The sequence below is a fragment of the Pseudomonas sp. GM80 genome (assembly GCF_000282515.1).
In the GTDB taxonomy this organism is placed as follows: domain Bacteria; phylum Pseudomonadota; class Gammaproteobacteria; order Pseudomonadales; family Pseudomonadaceae; genus Aquipseudomonas.
Genome location: NZ_AKJD01000170.1, coordinates 1 through 18,398 on the forward strand (window position 1 = coordinate 1; position 18,398 = coordinate 18,398).

Here is an 18,398-nt window from a genome sequence, read left to right on the forward strand (position 1 = left end):
GCTGCGATCTGTTGATCTTGTCTTTTAAAAAACAACATCAAAAGATCGCAGCCTGCGGCAGCTCCTACAAGGGAGCGTCTATAGTGATCAGGTCTTTGCTGTCGAGCGTTGTCCATGGTCAACACCGAACACCTGATCATCTGCGAGCACTGCGACTGCGTGTATGAAAAAGCCGTGCTCGGCAAACACCAGAAAACCTCGTGCGTACGCTGCGGTGGCGTGCTTCAGCGCTTCAATGGTTTGAGCGTTGAGCAGCGGCTCGCGCTGACGTTCACGGCGGCGGTGCTGTGGCTGTTTGCCAACTTCTACCCGGTGATGAGCATCAGCATGAAAGGCCTAAAAAACAGCGCGACGCTGTGGGACTCGGTGCTGGCGCTGAGTCAGGGGCCGATCACCTTCATCGCCATGGTCGCGGCCATTGCCATCATCATTGCCCCAGCATTTCAGCTCGTATTGTTGATTTGGGTGCTGGGCTTCGCCCTCGGCGGACAGCGCGCGCCGGGTTTCAAGCTGTGCATGCGCTGGCTGGAAACGCTGCGGCCGTGGAGCATGCTTGAGGTGTGTTTGCTCGGCGCCATGGTCGCGGTGTTCAAACTCGCCGGCTTGCTCGACGTGTTGCCCGGCATCGGCCTGTTCGCGCTGGCGGTACTGAGCCTGATGATGATCCGCATTGCCGGTCGCGACATCCGTGACCTCTGGGACATTCTATGAAGCGACCACCGACCGCCAGCGAACTCAATCTGTGCCTGTGTCACAGCTGCGGGCTGGCTTGCGACATGACCAACGAGCCGCATGAATGTCCGCGCTGCGACGCGCCGCTGCATCGGCACAAGACCAATTCGTTGACGCGCACCTGGGCCTACATGCTCGCCGCGCTGGCGTTTTACGTGCCGGCCAATCTCTTGCCAGTGATGAACACCACCATGCTCGGCAGCGGCGCCGACAGCACGATCATGAGCGGCGTGCTGGAGTTCTGGGAAGCGGGGGCGTGGGACATTGCGCTGATCATCTTCATCGCCAGTATTGCCGTGCCGGGGATCAAGTTTGTTGCCCTGACCCTGCTGCTGACCACCGTGCAACGCGACAGCGCCTGGGCGCGCAAAGAGCGTTCGAAACTGTACCGCTTCGTCGAGCTGATCGGCTATTGGTCAATGCTCGACGTGCTGGTGGTGGCGCTGGTCGCGGCGCTGGTGAAATTCCAGGCGCTGGGCGATATCGAGCCACGACCGGGCATTCTGTTTTTTGGCCTGGTCGTGGTGTTCACCATGCTTGCGGCGATGAGCTTTGATCCGCGCCTGATCTGGGACAAGGACACGGGCAACGACCTCAGCGACGTTGAACCTCAAGCAGTACCTGCAACGGGTGGCGCAGTGCCTGATCCGACTGGCGTTTGACCTGGCTGCGGCAAGAATAACCGGTGGCCAGTGCTTCGCTCTTCTCTGCCGGCGCATCGACCTGACGCGCCCACGACTGCTGGTAAATCACCGCTGAGGTTTCACGGTTGCGCGCCTCGTGGCCATAGGTGCCGGACATGCCGCAGCACCCCGTGGCCTGCGTCGCCAGTTGCAAACCGGCACGCTCGAACACCTGCTCCCACTGGCGGGTCGCGGCCGGTGCGTTGGTTTTTTCGGTGCAGTGGGCGAGCAGTCGGAATTCTTCGCGTTGATCCTGAGGCGCTTGCTCCGGCATGACCTTGAGCAGCCACTCCTGCACCAGCGCCACGTCCGGGCATTGTTGCATGCCGGGTACTTTCAAATATTCCTGGCGATAGACCAGGGTCATGGCCGGATCAAGGCCCAGCAGCGGCACGCCAATATCTGCAAGCTCACGCAACTGCCGCGCATTGCGCAACGCCGCGCGATTGAACGCCGACAGGAAACCCTGCACGTGCAACGGCTTGCCATTGGCGCTGAACGGTGCCAGATAAACCTGATAACCAAGACGCGAAATCAGCTCGACCAGGTCGGCCAGCAGCGGCGCTTCGAAGTAACGCGTGAACGCATCCTGGACGATCACCACACTGCGTTCACGTTGCGCCTCGGTCAGTGCGGACAAGGTCGAGACCGTGGCCGGTTGCACTTGCCAGCGACGCATGGCGGCATGAAAATCAAAACGACTGAGCAACGGCACATCGACCATGCCGCCGACACGCTCTAGCAGACCACGCACCCACGCAGCGCCCATCATGCCGTTGTACAGCGCCGCAATTCGCGCCATGTAGGGAATGCTGTACTCCAGCGAGGCGATCAGATAATCCCGCGCCGGACGCAGATAGCGGCCGTGATACAGCTCAAGAAAGCGTGAACGAAACTCCGGCACATTGACCTTCACCGGGCACTGCCCCGCGCAGGACTTGCACGCCAGGCAACCGGCCATGGCGTCGTAAACCTCATGAGAGAAATCTTCGGACTGCTGACGCGTGTTGCGCCAGCGCTGCCACAGCGTGCTGAAAAACGCCGGTTTGCGCATGGCATCAGACAACACATCGACGCCCGCCTCGCCCTGCAAACGCAGCCACTCGCGGATCAACGACGCGCGCCCCTTCGGCGACTGCGAACGCTCGCGGGTGGCCTTCCATGACGGGCACATCGCATCATCCGGGTCGAAGTTGTAGCAGGCGCCGTTGCCGTTGCAGTGCATGGCCGCGCCGTAGTCCTGCCAGACCTTTTCGTCGATCTGCCGATCGAGTTCACCGCGCAGGGTCACTTCGTCGATCTTCAGCAACGCCGCATCGGTATTGGCCGGGGTGGCAATCTTGCCGGGGTTGAATTGGTTGAACGGGTCGAACGCCGCTTTCAGTGCTTGCAGCGCCGGATAGAGTTCACCGAAAAATGCCGGCGCGTATTCCGAACGCAGACCTTTGCCGTGCTCGCCCCACAGCAGACCGCCGTAACGCTGGGTCAGCGCCGCGACGCCATCGGACACCGGACGCACCAGCGCGGCTTGCTGCGGGTCTTTCATGTCGAGAATCGGCCGCACGTGCAGCACGCCCGCATCGACGTGACCGAACATGCCGTACTGCAAACCGTGGCTGTCGAGCAGGTCGCGCAATTCGGCGATGTACTCGGCCAGATGCTGCGGCGGCACCGCCGTGTCTTCGACAAACGGCTGCGGCCGCGCTTCACCGGCGACGTTGCCGAGCAAGCCCACCGCCCGTTTGCGCATGCCGTAGACCTTGTTTACCGCCGCGTGGCCGACCGCCAGTGTGTGGCCCAGACGCTCGACCGTGCGGTCGCTGCCCAAGTGCTCGACAAACGCCTCGACCCGCCGTTGCAACTCTTCCGGATCGTCACCACAGAACTCGACCAGATTGATGCCCAGAGTCGGCCGCTCGGCGCTCGCCGGGAAGTATTCGGCGACACCGTGCCAGACGATGTCCTGCATCGCCAGCAGCAAGACTTTCGAGTCGACGGTTTCGATCGATAACGGCTTGAGCGCCATCAACGCACGCGCATCGCGCAAGGCGTCCATGAACCCGGCGTAGCGGATGTTCACCAGCATCGTGTGCGTAGGGATCGGCAGCACATTCAGGCGTGCCTCGACCACGAAACCCAGCGAGCCTTCGGCGCCGCACAGCACGCTGTTGAGGTTGAAACGGTTGTCCGCTTCACGCAGGTGCGCGAGGTCATAACCGGTCAGGCAACGATTGAGATCGGGGAAGCGTTCTTTGATCAGCTCACCCTGCTCATCAATGATCTGCCGAGCACAGCGATAGACTTCGCCGACGCGATCCGTGCGGGCGCAAAGCGCTTGCAGTTCGCGCTCTTCCAGCGGCTGACCGTGCAAACGCTCGCCACCGCGCAAGACCATGTCGAGTTCAAGCACATGGTCGCGGGTCTTGCCGTAGGTGCAACTGCCCTGCCCGCTGGCATCGGTGTTGATCATGCCGCCGACGGTGGCGCGGTTGGAGGTCGACAGCTCAGGGGCGAAGAACAGCCCGGCAGATTTCAGTGCGGCGTTGAGCTGATCCTTGACCACCCCGGCCTGCACGCGCACCCAGCGCTCCTCGACGTTGATTTCGAGGATGCGGTTCATGTGCCGCGACAGGTCGACGACGATGCCATCGGTCAACGATTGGCCATTGGTACCGGTGCCGCCGCCGCGCGGGGTGATCACCACGTGTTGATAGGCCGGCTCGGCGATCAGTCGCGCCACCCGCGCGACGTCATCGGCGTCCATCGGAAACACCGCCGCTTGCGGCAAGCGCTGATAGATCGAGTTGTCGGTCGCCAGCACCACGCGGCTGGCGTAATCGGCGCTGACTTCACCGCGAAAACCGCTGTTCTTCAGCGCATTCAGGAACTGTTGGTAATCGGCGGCCAGGGCTTTGGCGGGGGACAGCTGGGCAATCATCGGTCAGGAAATCTCGGTCAACATCGGGCTATGTGGCGCTGAACAGTTGTACGCAATGAATGATTGCGTCAGGCTGCGCCATCTAATGGTGCCCATGTTCATTGCTGAACGACCTTGGGACAACCGTAAATTCGACCCGCTATTGATGACTTTTACGAATGAATCCGCGCACGCTCACACCGTCGATGTCGTTATTGCTGGCGTTCGAGGCTGCCGCACGCCATGAAAGCTACACCCGCGCGGCGCATGAACTGTCGCTGACGCAAAGCGCGGTCAGCCGGCAAGTGCAGATTCTCGAGAAAATGCTCGGCATGCGCTTGTTCACTCGTGAAGGCCGGCAAGTGGTGCTCACCGACGTCGGGCGCATGTATCAGCGCGAGCTGGCAGAGGCGTTGGGGCAAATTCGCAGCGCGACATTGCAGGCGATGGCGTTTGGTTCCGGCGTTCACAGTTTGCGCCTGGCGACGCTGCCGACCTTCGGCTCGAAGTGGCTGCTGCCGCGACTCAAGGATTTCTATAACGCCCACCCAGGCATGACCGTGCATTTGCATTCGCGTATCGAAGCGATCGACTTTGATACCAGCGAAATCGATGCGGCGATTTGCGTCGGCAGCGGAGAATGGCCGGGGCTGACCGCTCTGCCCCTGCACACCGAAGAGCTGGTGGTGATCGCCAGCGCGCAACTGTCGGCTGCCGAGCGCGATGACGCCGAACAGCGGATCGCCGGGCAACTGCTGCTAAACGTCAGCAGCAATGCGCAGGCATGGGCGGAATGGTTCAGTCATCACGGCCTGCCCCACCGCAGCATGCGCATCGGCCCGAGTTTTGAGATGACCTCGCACTTGATTCAGGCAGTACGGGCGAATATCGGGGTGGGGTTGGTGCCGCGGATTTTGGTGGAGGATGAGTTATTGAATGGTGATCTGCTGCAACTCGGGGAAGCGATTACCAGCCGACGCAGCTATTACCTGGTGTATCCGCCGCGCAATGAAAATCTGCCATCGCTGAAAGCGTTTCGGGATTGGCTGGTAAAGACACTCTGACTGGAGAACCTCATCGCGGGCAAGCCCGCTCCCACAGGGTTCTTCGTTGAATACAGAGTTTGCAATCGACACGATAACCTGTGGGAGCGGGCTTGCCCGCGATGAGGCCAGTCCTGACGCTATCAAAACCTCGGTTTGACCGCCTTCCAGTCCGGCTTATAGCGTTGCATCTGCCGCACATCGTCACGCTGACGAATCCCGCACGTCAGGTACTGATCATGCAGCTTGCCCAACTGCGCGTGATCCAGTTCCAGCCCAAGCCCCGGCGCTCGCGTGATTTTCACGCAGCCGTCGACAATCGGCAGCTTGCCGCCCTTGATGACTTCTTCATCCGACTCCTGCCACGGGTAATGCGTGTCGCAGGCGTAATCCAGATTCGGCACGGCCGCCGCCACATGCGCCATCGCCATCAGGCTGATGCCCAGGTGCGAATTGGAATGCATCGACACGCCAACACCGAACACATCGCACATCTTCGCCAGCGTCTGCGTGTCGCGCAGGCCGCCCCAATAATGATGGTCGGCGAGGACGATCTGCACGCTGTTCTGCTCGACACTTCTGCGGAATTCTTCGAAATCGGTGACCACCATATTGGTCGCCAGCGGCAGGCCCGTGCGCTTGTGCAATTCGGCCATGCCGTCGAGGCCCGGGGTCGGGTCTTCGTAATACTGCAGATCATCACCGAGCAACTCGGCCATGCGAATAGAGGTTTCCAGTGACCAATTGCCGTTCGGATCGATGCGCAACGGATAACCGGGAAAAGCTTTTTTCAGCGCCTTAATGCACGCCACTTCATGCTCCGGCGGCAATGTACCGGCCTTGAGCTTGATGCTTTTGAAACCGTACGCCTCGATCATCCGTGCAGCCTGCGCAACGATCTGCTGCTCGCTGAGCGCTTCGCCCCAGTTGTCCGGCTTGTACGGCGAATCGACGTGCTGCGCATACTTGAAGAACAGATAGGCACTGAACGGCACCTCATCGCGTATGGCGCCGCCGAGCAGGTCCACCAATGGCACGTTCAGGTAATGCGCCTGCAAATCGAGAAAGGCCACTTCGAACGCCGAATAGGCGTTGCTCACCGCTTTGCTCGCGTGGGAACCGGGTGCCAACTCGGCACCGGCAACACTGGCCGGTTTGTTGGCCGCGACGGTGGCCTGCACGATGGCGCGCAACTGGTTGAGGTTGAATGGATCGAGGCCGATCAGCTGCGACTGCAACTGCTGCTGGATCGCCAGCGCCGGGGCGTCGCCGTAGCTTTCGCCGAGGCCGATGTAGCCGTTGTCGCTTTCGATCTCGATGATCGAACGCAGGGCGAAGGGTTCGTGGATGCCGCTGGCGTTGAGCAACGGCGGATCACGGAAGGCAATCGGGGTCACGGTTACGCGGGTGATTTTCAAGGTAACGCTCCTGACAGATCAACAATCAATTCAATGGCTCGCGGCCGGGCTGGCCGTCACGACAACGGCGGCCCCGTCATGCGGCTTTGCAAGGTTTTTACCTTTTGCGCCGGGCGCCGTGCGGGCAAAAAAGATCACCACCGCAGCGATCAGCGACGTCGCGGCCAGGCCATACAGACCGCCCTCGATGGAGCCGGTGGTTTGCTCGAGAAAGCCGAACGCGGTGGGCGCCACGAAGCCGCCGAGGTTGCCGATCGAGTTGATCAATGCGATCACCGCAGCGGCGATGCGCGCATCCAGATAGCTCTGCGGAATCGGCCAGAACAGCGCCGACGCCGCCTTGAAACCGATGGCCGCGAAACAGATCGCGACGAAGGCGAAGATAGGTCCGCCGGTGGTCGACATGAACATGCCGATCGCCGCGATCACCAGCGTCAGGGCGACCCAGGCTTGCTGGAACTTCCACTTGCCGGCCATCGCCGCGAAGCCGTACATGGCGACAATCGAGATAATCCACGGGATCGAGTTGAGCAGGCCGACCTGAAAGTCGCCGAGGTTGCCCATCTTCTTGATCATGCTCGGCAGCCAGAACGTCGCGCCGTAAATGGTCAGGGCGATGGAGAAATAGATGAAACAGAACAGCGCGATCTGCCGATCCGCCAACAGTTTGAACATCGACGGCTTGGCCTCTTGCACCGCTTCACGGGCTCGCTGCTCTTCGGCAATCGCCGCGACCAGCGCTTCACGCTCCTCTTCGCTCAACCATTTGGCCTGACGCGGATGCGATTGCAGCCAGAACCACACAAACCCACAGAGCACCACGGATGCCGCACCCTCGATCAGGAACATCCACTGCCAGCCATGCAGGCCCAGCCCGCTGATGTGCAGAAGCGCACCGGACACCGGGCCGGAGATCACCGAGGCAATCGCCGAACCACTGAGAAATACCGCCATGGTCTTGCCGCGCTCAGAGGCCGGCAGCCATTGGGTGAAGTAATAAATGATCCCCGGAAAGAACCCCGCCTCCGCCGCACCGAGAATAAAGCGCAGCACGTAGAAACTGGTTTCACCTTTGACGAACGCCATGGCCATGGCGGCGGCACCCCAGGTGAACATGATCCGCGTCAGCCAGACCCGCGCGCCGTAGCGTTGCAGCAGCATGTTGGACGGCACTTCGAACAGTGCGTAGCCCACGAAAAACAGCCCGGCGCCAAGCCCATAGGCCGCAGCGCCGATGCCCAGATCGGTTTCCAGGTGGCTGCGCACGAAACCGATATTGACCCGATCGATGTAGTTGACGATGAACATCACCACGAACAGCGGCAGCACATGGCGCTTGACCTTGGCGGCGGCACGGGCGAGTACCGTGACATCCGGCGAACTCTGCAGGGTTTTCAAGAGGCGACTCCCGATCTTGTTTTTTTAGGGATGGCGTGAAGCGATGGAGTCGATCATGGACGGCGATCATTGATCCCGTCTAATCTAACTTGGCATTCGATTGATACCTGGATTAGATCAATGTTCGAGCTCACCCAACTCCGCTGCTTCACCACCGTCGCCACGGAACTGAACTTTCGCCGCGCCGCCGAGCGACTGAACATGACCCAGCCACCGCTGAGCCGGCAGATCCAGTTGCTGGAGCATCACCTCGGCGTCGAACTGTTTACCCGCAGCACGCGCAGCGTCGCGCTCACGGCGGCAGGCCGGGCTTTCTTCATCGAAGCACAGAACCTGCTCGAGCGCGCCCAGCAAGCCGCCGTCACCGCCCGACGGTTTGCCGAGGGCGATATCGGTTCGGTGAACATCAGCTTTGTCGGCAGCGCGGTGTATGAATTTTTGCCCAAGGTCATCGCCGAAGCCCGGCTGAAACAGCCGCAGGTGAAAATCGATCTCTCGGAGATGAACACCTACCAGCAGCACGAAGCACTGCGCGCGCGACGCATCGATCTGGGCATCGCCCGCGCTCCGTTGCTGGAGCCGGGCTACGCCACCGAATGCCTGGTGCGTGAACCGTTTGTGCTGGCAGTGCCGAGCAATCATCCACTGGCGACTGCGCTTGAAGTATCAGTGGGTGATCTGGATAAACAGCCGTTCCTGATGTACTCCCACGCTGCCTATCCGCCATTCAACGAACTGCTGACCGGCATGCTGCGCTCAGCCCGGGTCGCGCCGGATTATGTGCAGTGGTTGGGGTCGTCGCTGACGATTCTGGCGCTGGTCAACGCCGGCATGGGCCTGGCACTGGTGCCGCGCTGCGCCACCAGTGTGGTGTTCCGGAATGTGGTGTTTCGCGAGATCGATCTGGGTGAAGGGGTGCAGAGCGAACTGCACCTGATCTGGCGGGAGAACAACGACAACCCGGCGTTCGCGATGTTGCTGGAGGCGATTCGCCGGGCGGTGAAGGAAGGTTGGGGCTGAAAGGGTTATTTAGCGTTTTGGTGCCGGAGGTGGCGCACTGGGGCCTTTGAGATTCGGCGAAGGCTTGCCGTCCGGGCCTGCGAAAAGACGCGCCACGTTTGGTGGCATGGGTTGAGATGCTCTGGCGGTCATGACGTAACCTCTTATAACGGGCTGAACTCAACCCACTGAACCTTCGCGGAATCTATCAGCAAAAATTCGGCCCCGGAAGGCACCACTGTGCCATCGCTTTTCAGCCATCGCGGATTCTGCATCACGAATTGGCCATTGGCAGACTCCGGAGGCCACTGCGCAGGCCAGCCAAACAGGCGCCTGTCATCAGTCAAATGCAGAGTGACCAGGCGATGATACTGGGCGAAAGAACTGAACCATTCACTGGGGTAGGAAGATTGTTTCGTCAGATTTCTAGTACGTAACCATCCATGCAATTTGTCGCTGGAGACTATGCGGCAGAAAAACAGTCCAAGTGACAGTGAAACAACAAATGCCCACCCTGTTTCGGTTTTGGCATTCCATTGGCCCAAGGAAAATCCTTGGCTGCCTACCCACAGACACAGCACGCCAATCCCCAGTACCGCCCCTTGAATGACGAACGTGAAAATCAGCGCCTGCACGATCTGGCCAAACGTATCAGGCCGCCTGAACGCTGTAAGTGAATAAAAAATCCACGTCGATAAAAACCCGGGAATCAAATACTGCAACAGCGGAATAACATCTTTCACCAGATCATCCATGATCCAAGCTCCTTGAAACAGCCAACAAACAAAAATGCCAGCCCCTCCTGGGGCTGGCACTCAAAAGCCTAGTCGTTGCAGAAAAAACCCTCTGCCAGCAACTGTCACAGCGCATTGCGAACCGCCTCCAGCGCATCAGATCCGCGCCCTTCTCTGCCGTGGCTCAGGCGACCACAGGAATCATCGGATCCGCCGCTGCCAGCGCACTCACGCGATCAGCCGCCGGCGGATAGATCCACTGCGTATTGATCTGGGTCTTCAAGGTTTTGCCTTCCTGCTTGACCAGTTTCACCTGACGATCCCAGCCCTCGGTGTACACCGCGCCCCAGGCACCGAGGTCCAGGCAGGTCACGTACTTCGGCTGGCTGTACGGTGTCGGCTCGACCCCGAGCAGTTGCGCAGCAACGTTGTTACCGGCGTGCCGCCCCAGCGAAATCGCGTGCTGGCAGGTCATCAGTGCATAGTTGCCGATATCGTCGGTGGCCGCGTAAGCCACATCACCCGTGGCAAAGATGTCGTCCTGGCCGATTACTTTCAGGTGGGCGTCGACGTGCAGGCGACCCTGCTTGTCGCGCTCGGCCGGAATCTGCTCGGTCAACGAACTGGCGCGCACGCCGGTCGTCCAGACCACCGTTTTCGCCTCGATGAGCTGGCCGTCAGACAGTGTCACGCCACTGGCATCGACCGACTGCACCGAGACACCCAAACGCCATTCGACGCCCAGTTCTGCACTGGCCTCGATGATCGACTGGCTGATTTCTTCGCCCATCGAAATGCCGATCTTCTGCCCGCGATCAACGATGATCACCTTGAGATCGGCCTGCTCACCGAGAATTTCGCGCAGACGCCCTGGCATTTCGGTCGCGGTTTCAATCCCGGTGAAGCCGCCACCAGCGACGACCACGGTATTGCGTGCCGGACTCTCAGGCAGGTCTTTCAGTGATTTCAGATGCGTTTCCAGGCGGATTGCTGCCTCGATCTGATCAACGTCAAAAGCATGCTGCGCGACGCCCGGCGTGGCGGACTGAACCAGACCACTGCCACTGGCCAACACCAGCTTGTCGAAGTGGAAGGTTTTTTTGCTGCCGGAGGCATCGGTGTAACCGACAGTTTTGGCCGCCACGTCGATGGTCTCGGCCGCTCCTTTGATGAAGTGAACGCCGACCGCTTCGAACAGTTCGTGCAGCGGTGCTGCCAGTTGATGAGCGTTCGGCTCGTAGAAACGTGGGCGCACACGCAGTTCCGCCTGGGGTGCGAGCACGCTGATTTGAACATCGTCACGGCCATGAATATCGACCAGACGTGTCGCGCTCAATGCCGACCACATACCGCCAAAACCTGCGCCGACGACCAGAATCTGCTGCTTCATTTGTGAATCTCCAGAAAAGCCGTGCCCTTGAAAAGTGGCGTCATGAATAGGTCCGGAGGTGTTTGCTTTCACTCCGATAGCGCCGACTATATTGGTCGGATATAACACCAACAAGTCAGATTATTCGATTGGTTTAATCTAATTAACCGATACTTAAACGCTCACATTTAACAGAAAAACCTCAAATACATGGGTTGAAAGCCCGGAAAACGCTAAATCTGGCCAATCCAGCGGATTGCCGGTCGCCGCTCGGGCTGCTAGTATTTACGACAAATCAAGTCGGACTTATCTATGTCTCTTTACAGTGCAGGCCTCGAATACGGTATTCATTGCCTGGCCTTTCTGGTTGGCAACGGCGGTGACAGCCGCGAGGCCAGCGTGCGTGATCTCGCCGAATTGCAGGGCGTGCCAGTGGAGTATCTGGCGAAGATTTTCACCAAACTGGCCAAGGCCAAACTGGTGGTAGCCAGTGAAGGCGTGCGCGGCGGCTTCAGCCTGGCGCGGCCGGCGGATGAAATCACCTTGCTGGATATCGTCAACGCCATCGACGGGCGCAAGAATATTTTCGAATGCCGCGACATCCGCGGGCGTTGCGCCCTGTTTGAAGGCAATCCGCCGGAATGGGCAATCGAGGGCACCTGTTCGATCCATGCCGCGATGATGACCGCGCAAAAGCGCATGGAAGAAGCCCTCGCCCAACAGACCATCCTCGACATTGCGCGCAAGGTCGGGCGCAAGGCGCCGGCGCAGTTCGGCCAGCAAGTGGAAGACTGGATTCAGGATCGACGAGAGAAAAAGGGCAACGTTGGCAGCATCCCGCTCACCGACATTTCAGACTGACGGCCTCGTGTCAAAAAGTCGAAAAAAAAGCAGAAGCCGTTGACCCGGCTTCTGCTTTTTTTGCACCTGAAAACAGTCGTTACAGGCAGTCGCGCACCGATTTGCGCAACGAACCCGACTTGGCCCACGGTGGCCCCTGGTACAAGGACACCCGGCTGCCGTCCTTGTATTTGACGATGTCGAGAATCTCGTCAGCGGTAATGACGCTCGGCGCGGTGATGCGATAACCGTTGGAGATCGACGTTTGCGTAGTCTTGGCAACGTCTTGCTGCCACAACGGTAATACACACGCGGCATAGTCTTTGGGGGCCTTGCCACTGATCTTGCTGACATTCGGCTCACCCGGCACCAGTGACGCCGGCAACGAGCACCCTGCCAACATGACCAACGCCAAACTCCCGATCCACATCCGCATGGTGTTTCCCTGCTCTGAAAAAAAGCGAATGTAACGTGTAACCGGGTGTACATCCATCGTGGCACAGCGTCTTTGCGAAACTTTGGACAATTTTTCACAACCGCTCAGCCCAACGACAGGCAAGCCTTGCAACGCTGGCGGAAAATGCGACTACTATTTTCTACCGAGAACGTTCTGGAGGTGATCATGCGGCTCAATGAATACGAACACGAACTTCAACGCGACCTGCAAAGTGTCGCATCGGACCTGAGATGGTCGGCAGTCGACCTTAAACGTATTGCTGAACAGTTGCGCAAGTCCGGCAATGAAGCGGATGCGCAGACTGTATTGAGATCCTGCGAAGTACTGCAAAGCGATGAAGAACGCTTGCAGCTTTACGCCAAAGAAGTGAAAGCACGCGCCATCAGTCGAACCAAAGTGCACTGATCCCGAGCTCCACCCGACCCCAAACAAACAGCCCCGGTCTATACCGGGGCTGTTTTTTTACCGCCAATCAGCTTGTTTTGTGACTTTGCGCGCGTGTCGGGCGTTTTTTGTAGCCAGGCAGTGCTGCGGCATACGCCAGCGCTTCCTCTTTGCTGGCAAACGAGGCCAGACGATCGCCCTGGGTGCAAACCCGCCATGGGCCGTTATTTACGCTGAGCACGTCATACCCGTTCATGTGCATCTTGTTCAGCATCGGAATGCTCATGGGCACCTCCTTTTTGCTAACGGTGGATTCAGCTTCACGTTCTAACCTTACACCCGGATCCAAATCGGATGCCAACCGGGTGTCGCCAACGCAACAAGTCAAAGTGCCGGCACTTTTCGCTCAGTCAAGCGCTCCTAAACTCAACGGGAACCTTTAAATCCGGGCGCGGCTCGAATATTGCAGTTTCATTACATTTTCGTGACAAGCAGTAAACAGGTAACAGATGAAAATACGTGCCACCGTCATTTGCGAACAGGATCGCCACATTCTCCTGGTGCGCAAACCCCACTGTCGCTGGACTTTGCCCGGCGGCAAAGTCGAGCCAGGGGAAACCCGAGCCCATGCGGCTGTGCGCGAATTGCAGGAGGAAACCGGGCTGGACGCCGACGATGTGCTGTATTTGATGGAACTGCAAACCGGCAGCACAAGGCATCACGTCTACGAAGCTTCAGTGCTGAACATCGATGAGGTGCGCCCGCAGAATGAAATCATTGATTGCATCTGGCACCCGCTGGACGCGGTGCAGAATCTCAACACCAGCGAGGCGACGCTGCGCATCGTGCAGGCTTTCCAGCGCCGCTTATAGGGGCTCAGCCCGCGAAGGCTCGGCGCCCCGCCGTCATTTCGGTGCGCAACTCGCCGATGAAGTTGGAAATGTCACGGATGGTGACGAGGTGCTCCGGGGAAACGCCATTGAGCAGTAAGTCCACCCGGCCACTTTCCGGCTCATACACCTTGATCTGCAAAAGCCCCTGTGCTGATGGCGTGCAGTCACATTTGAGCGCAGGAAAGCCGGACTCGACGATGCGGCAAATGTCAGTGATCGCAAGCATGGGCGGACGCCTCGCAGGCGGTAAATCGATCGATCCGTTGAGCATAGATGAGCAATATGTGTCGTGCTCGATACAAAAATGCCAACTGGATCACAACTTTCATTTACCTCTTCATTCAGCGTCGTGATTCCAGATCCAGTTCCAGATGCCGGGCAGCTCCACCGCTTCCGAACTTTGCTGAACCGTTCGCGCCAGCGCGGCTTTCTCCAGGGCAGCGTGATCATCATAGAACGGCTTGTCCGCCAATCTCACCCCCGTCGCTGCGGCGCTGTCGAGCAGGATCTGCAGGTATTCGCACGCATGCCGCGCGGTGTAACGGTTGAGGTCATGAAAGGTCACCACCACCGGAATCACGCCATCGACCGTCGGAAACTTACCCAGCGCCACCTCTTCCCGCACGACCGACAGTTGCCGCAGCATGTTTGCCCGGCGACGTGGGCTGGCATTGAATCCCCAGATTTTGCCGTCATTGGCGCTTATATCCGTGAGTAAAACGTGTAAGCCATGCTGCTGATAAGCGGCAAACGTGCGCTTGTCATAATTCCAGAATGGCGGGCGCAGCAATGTCGGCGGCGCCCCGGTGATCGCCGCGATATCAGCCGTGCCGTGAGTCAGCGATTCTTCGAGTTCTTGCGGATCGAGCGAGCGATGGTTGGTGTGCCAATGCGTGGCGGTGTGAAAACCGAGGATATGCCCTTCTGCGTATTCGCGACGCATGATACCGCGGCCAATGTCGCTGTTGCCGGCGCGGGGGGCGCGGGTCTGGACGAAAAACACCGCTTTGATGCCGGGTTGCAGCGGATTGTCCTTGAGGCTGTCGAGCACGGTCGCCGATGGGTTCCAGAAACTCGACGCACTGGGGCCGTCATCGAACGTCAGCAGGAAGCGCACGGGCGCCTGGGCCTTGAGGCGTGTTTCGGTTTGCGCGGTCATTTCGATGGGCGCGGCGATGCAGCCGGCCAGCCCTAGGGCAATCACCGCGGCCCACACAAGTTTGAATCCGGAGGTCATGTTTTGCCTTGCTTTCGACCACTGTGGTCAGGTTGTCGACTGGCAAAACTCCCTCGCCCTCATCCATCCTTGTGCCCGGCGCTACGAGCCGAGGTTGGATAAGGTACACAGGGTTTGGTTCCGACGCTCGTTCAGCGCGCAAACGCTTGTTGGAAAGAGTTGTCGATGATCCCCGCAGTCGCCAACGGTGTCGGCAGCGCTTTGACCTTGAACAGGAAGTCTGCGGTGCTTTGCAGGTCCGTCGCGGCTTGCTGATCCACCGGCCCGACGGTCATGTGCGCCTGGCGCAGCCAGTGCCGGGAAACCTGCTGATCGAGATTGGCCTTCTTCGCCCACAGATCGGCGTATTCGTCGGTATGGTTGTCAACCCAGGCCCGTGCCTGCTTCAAACGCCCGAGAAAATCGGCGATCGCCTCTCGCTTGCTGTCGATCGACGGCGTCGAGGCCGCGATAGCGCTGAGCCCCGGCATCAGGTTTTTGGCAGTGAGAATCGGCCGTGCGCCGGAGAACAGGATCTGCTGGGAAATGTACGGTTCCCAGACCGGGAAGGCATCGATGCTGCCCTGCGGCAATGCGGCGGCGGCATCGATCGGCATCAATTTGACGAAGTCGACATAGTTTTCCGGCAGACCGCCCTGCTCCAATGCGCGCAGCGTCAACTGTTGACTCCACGCCCCCGGCCAATAGGCGACTTTCTTGCCCTTCAGGTCGGCAATGGTTTGCACCGGCGAGTCCTTCGGCACCAGCAGGGCAATGGTGTCGGGGTTCTGCCGTGAAACACCGATGAGTTTCACTGGTGCCTGTTTTGCCGCCAGAAACAGAAAGCCCGAGTCTCCGAGAAAGCCCAGATCTAGCGATCCAGCCTGCAAGGCTTCTGCCAGCGGCGCTGCGGCCTGAAAGTGTTTCCAGTCGACGGTGTAAGGCGCGTCCTTCAAAACCCCGGAGGCTTCCACCGAAGCGCGGATGTTGTAGTAATTCTGATCACCCACGTGCAGGACTAACGGCTCGGCGGCGTAGGAAAGTGGTGAGGTAAATAAAGCCGCGGTCAGCGCGCGACGTAGGAAACGGGAAAGCTTCATGGCGAGTCCTGCAAAGAGGGTTTGCATAGACCATAACGCTCTTAATATTTACTTTTGAAATTCGATTAACGCATAAGCTCAGCACCGTCACTATCGACTGTTGGCTGAGCAACAGTGGCCGTCCACACTGTTTCCCGCACAACACCTGAATTCCCCTCCCAAGCAATAAATCCCCCGTATTCCGGGGCTTTGGCTCACATGGCACAGAGCCTGCAATATTCCATTCATGCAGGAAGCATTCGATAAAAATATCTTTTTGGACATAAGAAACCTGTGCCTTCGCCGGAGCGCGCCCATGACATCGTTCTTCCCTCGTATCAAGACACTGCTGGCTGCCAGCGCCATTGCCCTGAGCCTGCAACCCATCGCTCATGCCGCCGAAATCGCACCGGCGGAGGTGCACCTTGATTACGCCTATTACTCGCCGGTGAGCCTGGTGCTGAAGAATTTCGGCTTCCTCGAAAAGGCCCTGCCCAACACCAAAGTCAGCTGGGTGTTGAGCCAGGGCAGCAACCGCTCGCTGGAATACCTCAACAGCGGCGGCGTTGATTTCGCCTCCAGCGCCAGTCTCGCGGCAGTGCTGAGCCGTGCCAATGGCAGTCCGATCAAATCGGTTTACGTCTACAGCCGCGCCGAATGGACGGCGCTGGTGGTGCGCAAAGATTCGCCGTATCAATCCATCGCCGACCTCAAGGGCAAAAAGATCGCCGCGACCAAAGGCACCGATCCTTACCTGTTTACCTTGCGCAGCCTGCAACAGGCCGGCTTGAAAAAAGACGACGTCGAACTGGTGCACCTGCAACATCCCGATGGCCGCACGGCGCTGGAAAAAGGCGATGTCGACGCCTGGGCCGGCCTTGATCCGCATATGGCCGCCAGCCAGGTGCAGGCGGGTTCGCGCTTGCTCTACCGCAACCCGGCCTTCAACAGTTACGGGGTGATCAGCGTCACTGAGCAGTACGCCAAGGAGCATCCGCAAACCATCGAGACGGTGATCAAGGCCTACGAACAGGCCCGCGACTGGGCGCTGAAAAACCCTGACGCGTTCGCCGCCCTGCTCGCCAAGGAATCCGGACTGCCGCTGGACGTGGCCAAATTGCAGCTGTCGCGCACCGACCTGAACAGCCCGCAACTGACGACAAACGATGTCAGTGCCTCCAAGGCTGCCGCGCCGATTCTGGTCTCCGAAGAGTTGGTGCGTCGCGGGGTGAATGTCGATCAAGTCATCGATCAATTGCTCGACAGCGGTGTGCAGCAAGCCGTCGCCCGCCAGTAACCGAACAGCTTGATGACAAATCCGCGCCCGTCGCGGTTTTGTCGTGAGCGGAGCCCGATTTCATGAACAGTCACAGCAAACAGCTGCCCGCGCCACTCGTTGCGCCGCGACGCACGTCGCCCCTTCATCCGACCTGGCAGCGCCGTTTCAAAGGTCTGGCCTTACCGCTGCTGATCGTTGTCCTGCTGGAAATTATCGTACGCATCGGCTGGCTGCCGTCCTACCAGATGCCCGCGCCCAGCGAGATCGCCCTGACCCTCACCGACCTCGCCGAAGGCGCCTTGTGGAAGCACATCGGCGCGAGCCTGATTCGCGTGCTGTTGGGCTTCGCCATTGGCGCCAGTCTGGCGTTGGTATTTGCCGCGTGGGTCGGTTTGAGCCGCGAAGCCGAGGCGTATCTGGAGCCGACGTTCGCCGCCCTGCGCGCAATTCCGAGCCTGGCCTGGGTGCCACTGTTGTTGCTGTGGCTGGGCATTGATGAAACCTCGAAAATCGTCTTGATCGCCATTGGCGCGTTCTTCCCGGTGTACGTCAACGTCGTCGCGGCCATTCGCAACATCGATCGCAAACTGGTCGAGGTCGGTCATATCTACGGCTTCAGCCGCCTGCAATTGGTGCGGCGAATCTTGCTGCCCGCCGCCCTTCCCGGTTTGTTCACCGGGTTGCGCAGCGGCATGAGTCTGGCGTGGATGTTTCTCGTTGCGGCCGAGTTGATCGCCGCCACCAAAGGCCTGGGCTATCTGCTCAGTGACGGCCGCGAAACCTCACGGCCGGACATCGTACTGGCGGCGATTATCGTGCTGGCCTTGCTCGGCAAGCTCAGCGACGGTGTGCTGGCGGTGCTCGAACGACGCTGGCTGAAATGGCGCGATACGTTCACCGGTCAGGGCGCACAGGATTGAGTGCGAAGAAGCAACTACGCTGAAATTTCCTACCGGA

19 protein-coding genes are annotated in these 18,398 nt (G+C 59.4%); 9 read left to right on the plus strand and 10 right to left on the minus strand.

What is annotated here, in order from left to right; genetic code table 11:
- Positions 1–114: 114 nt before the first annotated feature.
- Together PMI37_RS23715 and PMI37_RS23720 are read left to right on the plus strand one after the other, a co-directional pair.
- The gene (locus PMI37_RS23715) at positions 115–711 is read left to right on the plus strand and encodes a paraquat-inducible protein A (RefSeq protein WP_008085792.1); all 597 of its coding nucleotides are present in this window, start codon (positions 115–117) and stop codon (positions 709–711) included.
- Positions 708–1,394 (plus strand): paraquat-inducible protein A, encoded by a 687-nt coding sequence (locus tag PMI37_RS23720; RefSeq protein WP_008085794.1) that lies wholly within the window; start codon positions 708–710, stop codon positions 1,392–1,394. Before PMI37_RS23715 ends, PMI37_RS23720 begins: the two co-directional genes overlap by 4 nt.
- Here PMI37_RS23720 and ydiJ read toward each other — a convergent pair.
- Positions 1,327–4,353: a D-2-hydroxyglutarate dehydrogenase YdiJ gene (ydiJ, locus tag PMI37_RS23725; protein WP_008085796.1), complete on the minus strand. Its 3,027-nt coding sequence runs from the start codon at positions 4,351–4,353 to the stop codon at positions 1,327–1,329. The genes PMI37_RS23720 and ydiJ overlap by 68 nt on opposite strands.
- Positions 4,354–4,511: 158 nt before the next feature.
- On the opposite strand from ydiJ, the gene PMI37_RS23730 reads away from it, so the two are divergent.
- Entirely contained in the window at positions 4,512–5,396 is an 885-nt protein-coding gene (locus PMI37_RS23730) for a LysR substrate-binding domain-containing protein (RefSeq protein WP_008085798.1), read from the plus strand.
- Between the two features lie 122 nt (positions 5,397–5,518).
- On the opposite strand, the gene PMI37_RS23735 is transcribed toward PMI37_RS23730, so the two are convergent.
- Entirely contained in the window at positions 5,519–6,793 is a 1,275-nt protein-coding gene (locus PMI37_RS23735) for a glucarate dehydratase family protein (protein ID WP_008085800.1), read from the minus strand.
- A gap of 30 nt (positions 6,794–6,823) precedes the next feature.
- A complete protein-coding gene (locus tag PMI37_RS23740) occupies positions 6,824–8,191 on the minus strand; it encodes an MFS transporter (RefSeq protein ID WP_008085802.1) in 1,368 nt (455 codons plus the stop codon).
- 120 nt (positions 8,192–8,311) lie between these two features.
- Between PMI37_RS23740 and PMI37_RS23745 the strand changes: the two genes are divergently transcribed.
- Positions 8,312–9,211 carry a LysR substrate-binding domain-containing protein gene (locus PMI37_RS23745; protein WP_008085804.1) on the plus strand — a complete coding sequence of 300 codons (900 nt, stop codon included), beginning with the start codon at positions 8,312–8,314 and terminating at the stop codon, positions 9,209–9,211.
- Between the two features lie 143 nt (positions 9,212–9,354).
- Here PMI37_RS23745 and PMI37_RS23750 read toward each other — a convergent pair whose 3' ends face one another.
- On the minus strand, positions 9,355–9,945 hold the full coding sequence (locus PMI37_RS23750; protein WP_008085806.1) for a DUF6338 family protein: 591 nt from the start codon (positions 9,943–9,945) through the stop codon (positions 9,355–9,357).
- 163 nt (positions 9,946–10,108) lie between these two features.
- On the minus strand, positions 10,109–11,314 hold the full coding sequence (locus tag PMI37_RS23755; RefSeq protein ID WP_008085807.1) for an NAD(P)/FAD-dependent oxidoreductase: 1,206 nt from the start codon (positions 11,312–11,314) through the stop codon (positions 10,109–10,111).
- Between the two features lie 291 nt (positions 11,315–11,605).
- Between PMI37_RS23755 and PMI37_RS23760 the strand changes: the two genes are divergently transcribed.
- Positions 11,606–12,154 (plus strand): RrF2 family transcriptional regulator, encoded by a 549-nt coding sequence (locus tag PMI37_RS23760; protein WP_008085808.1) that lies wholly within the window; start codon positions 11,606–11,608, stop codon positions 12,152–12,154.
- Positions 12,155–12,233: 79 nt separating this feature from the next.
- Here the strand turns inward: PMI37_RS23760 and PMI37_RS23765 are convergent, their stop codons facing one another.
- Entirely contained in the window at positions 12,234–12,569 is a 336-nt protein-coding gene (locus PMI37_RS23765) for a hypothetical protein (protein WP_008085810.1), read from the minus strand.
- A 186-nt stretch (positions 12,570–12,755) separates the two neighbouring features.
- Between PMI37_RS23765 and PMI37_RS23770 the strand changes: the two genes are divergently transcribed.
- The gene (locus PMI37_RS23770) at positions 12,756–12,995 is read left to right on the plus strand and encodes a hypothetical protein (RefSeq protein ID WP_008085812.1); all 240 of its coding nucleotides are present in this window, start codon (positions 12,756–12,758) and stop codon (positions 12,993–12,995) included.
- A 67-nt stretch (positions 12,996–13,062) separates the two neighbouring features.
- Here PMI37_RS23770 and PMI37_RS23775 read toward each other — a convergent pair whose 3' ends face one another.
- Positions 13,063–13,260, minus strand: a complete 198-nt coding sequence (locus tag PMI37_RS23775; RefSeq protein WP_008085814.1) for a hypothetical protein — start codon at positions 13,258–13,260, stop codon at positions 13,063–13,065.
- Between the two features lie 223 nt (positions 13,261–13,483).
- On the opposite strand from PMI37_RS23775, the gene PMI37_RS23780 reads away from it, so the two are divergent.
- Positions 13,484–13,846, plus strand: a complete 363-nt coding sequence (locus tag PMI37_RS23780; RefSeq protein WP_008085816.1) for an NUDIX hydrolase — start codon at positions 13,484–13,486, stop codon at positions 13,844–13,846.
- A 4-nt stretch (positions 13,847–13,850) separates the two neighbouring features.
- On the opposite strand, the gene PMI37_RS23785 is transcribed toward PMI37_RS23780, so the two are convergent.
- From PMI37_RS23785 to PMI37_RS23795, 3 genes are all read right to left on the minus strand, one after another.
- Complete coding sequence (locus PMI37_RS23785; RefSeq protein ID WP_008085818.1) at positions 13,851–14,093, minus strand: DUF1652 domain-containing protein; 243 nt, start codon at positions 14,091–14,093, stop codon at positions 13,851–13,853.
- Between the two features lie 111 nt (positions 14,094–14,204).
- A complete protein-coding gene (locus tag PMI37_RS23790) occupies positions 14,205–15,104 on the minus strand; it encodes a polysaccharide deacetylase family protein (RefSeq protein WP_008085820.1) in 900 nt (299 codons plus the stop codon).
- A 131-nt stretch (positions 15,105–15,235) separates the two neighbouring features.
- Positions 15,236–16,183, minus strand: coding sequence for an ABC transporter substrate-binding protein (locus PMI37_RS23795; protein ID WP_008085822.1), 948 nt, complete (start codon positions 16,181–16,183; stop codon positions 15,236–15,238).
- A 295-nt stretch (positions 16,184–16,478) separates the two neighbouring features.
- Here PMI37_RS23795 and PMI37_RS23800 point away from each other — a divergent pair, with 295 nt between their 5' ends.
- Entirely contained in the window at positions 16,479–17,459 is a 981-nt protein-coding gene (locus PMI37_RS23800) for an aliphatic sulfonate ABC transporter substrate-binding protein (RefSeq protein ID WP_008085824.1), read from the plus strand.
- A gap of 62 nt (positions 17,460–17,521) precedes the next feature.
- Positions 17,522–18,361, plus strand: coding sequence for an ABC transporter permease (locus tag PMI37_RS23805; protein WP_008085827.1), 840 nt, complete (start codon positions 17,522–17,524; stop codon positions 18,359–18,361).
- The last annotated feature ends 37 nt before the right edge of the window (positions 18,362–18,398 follow it).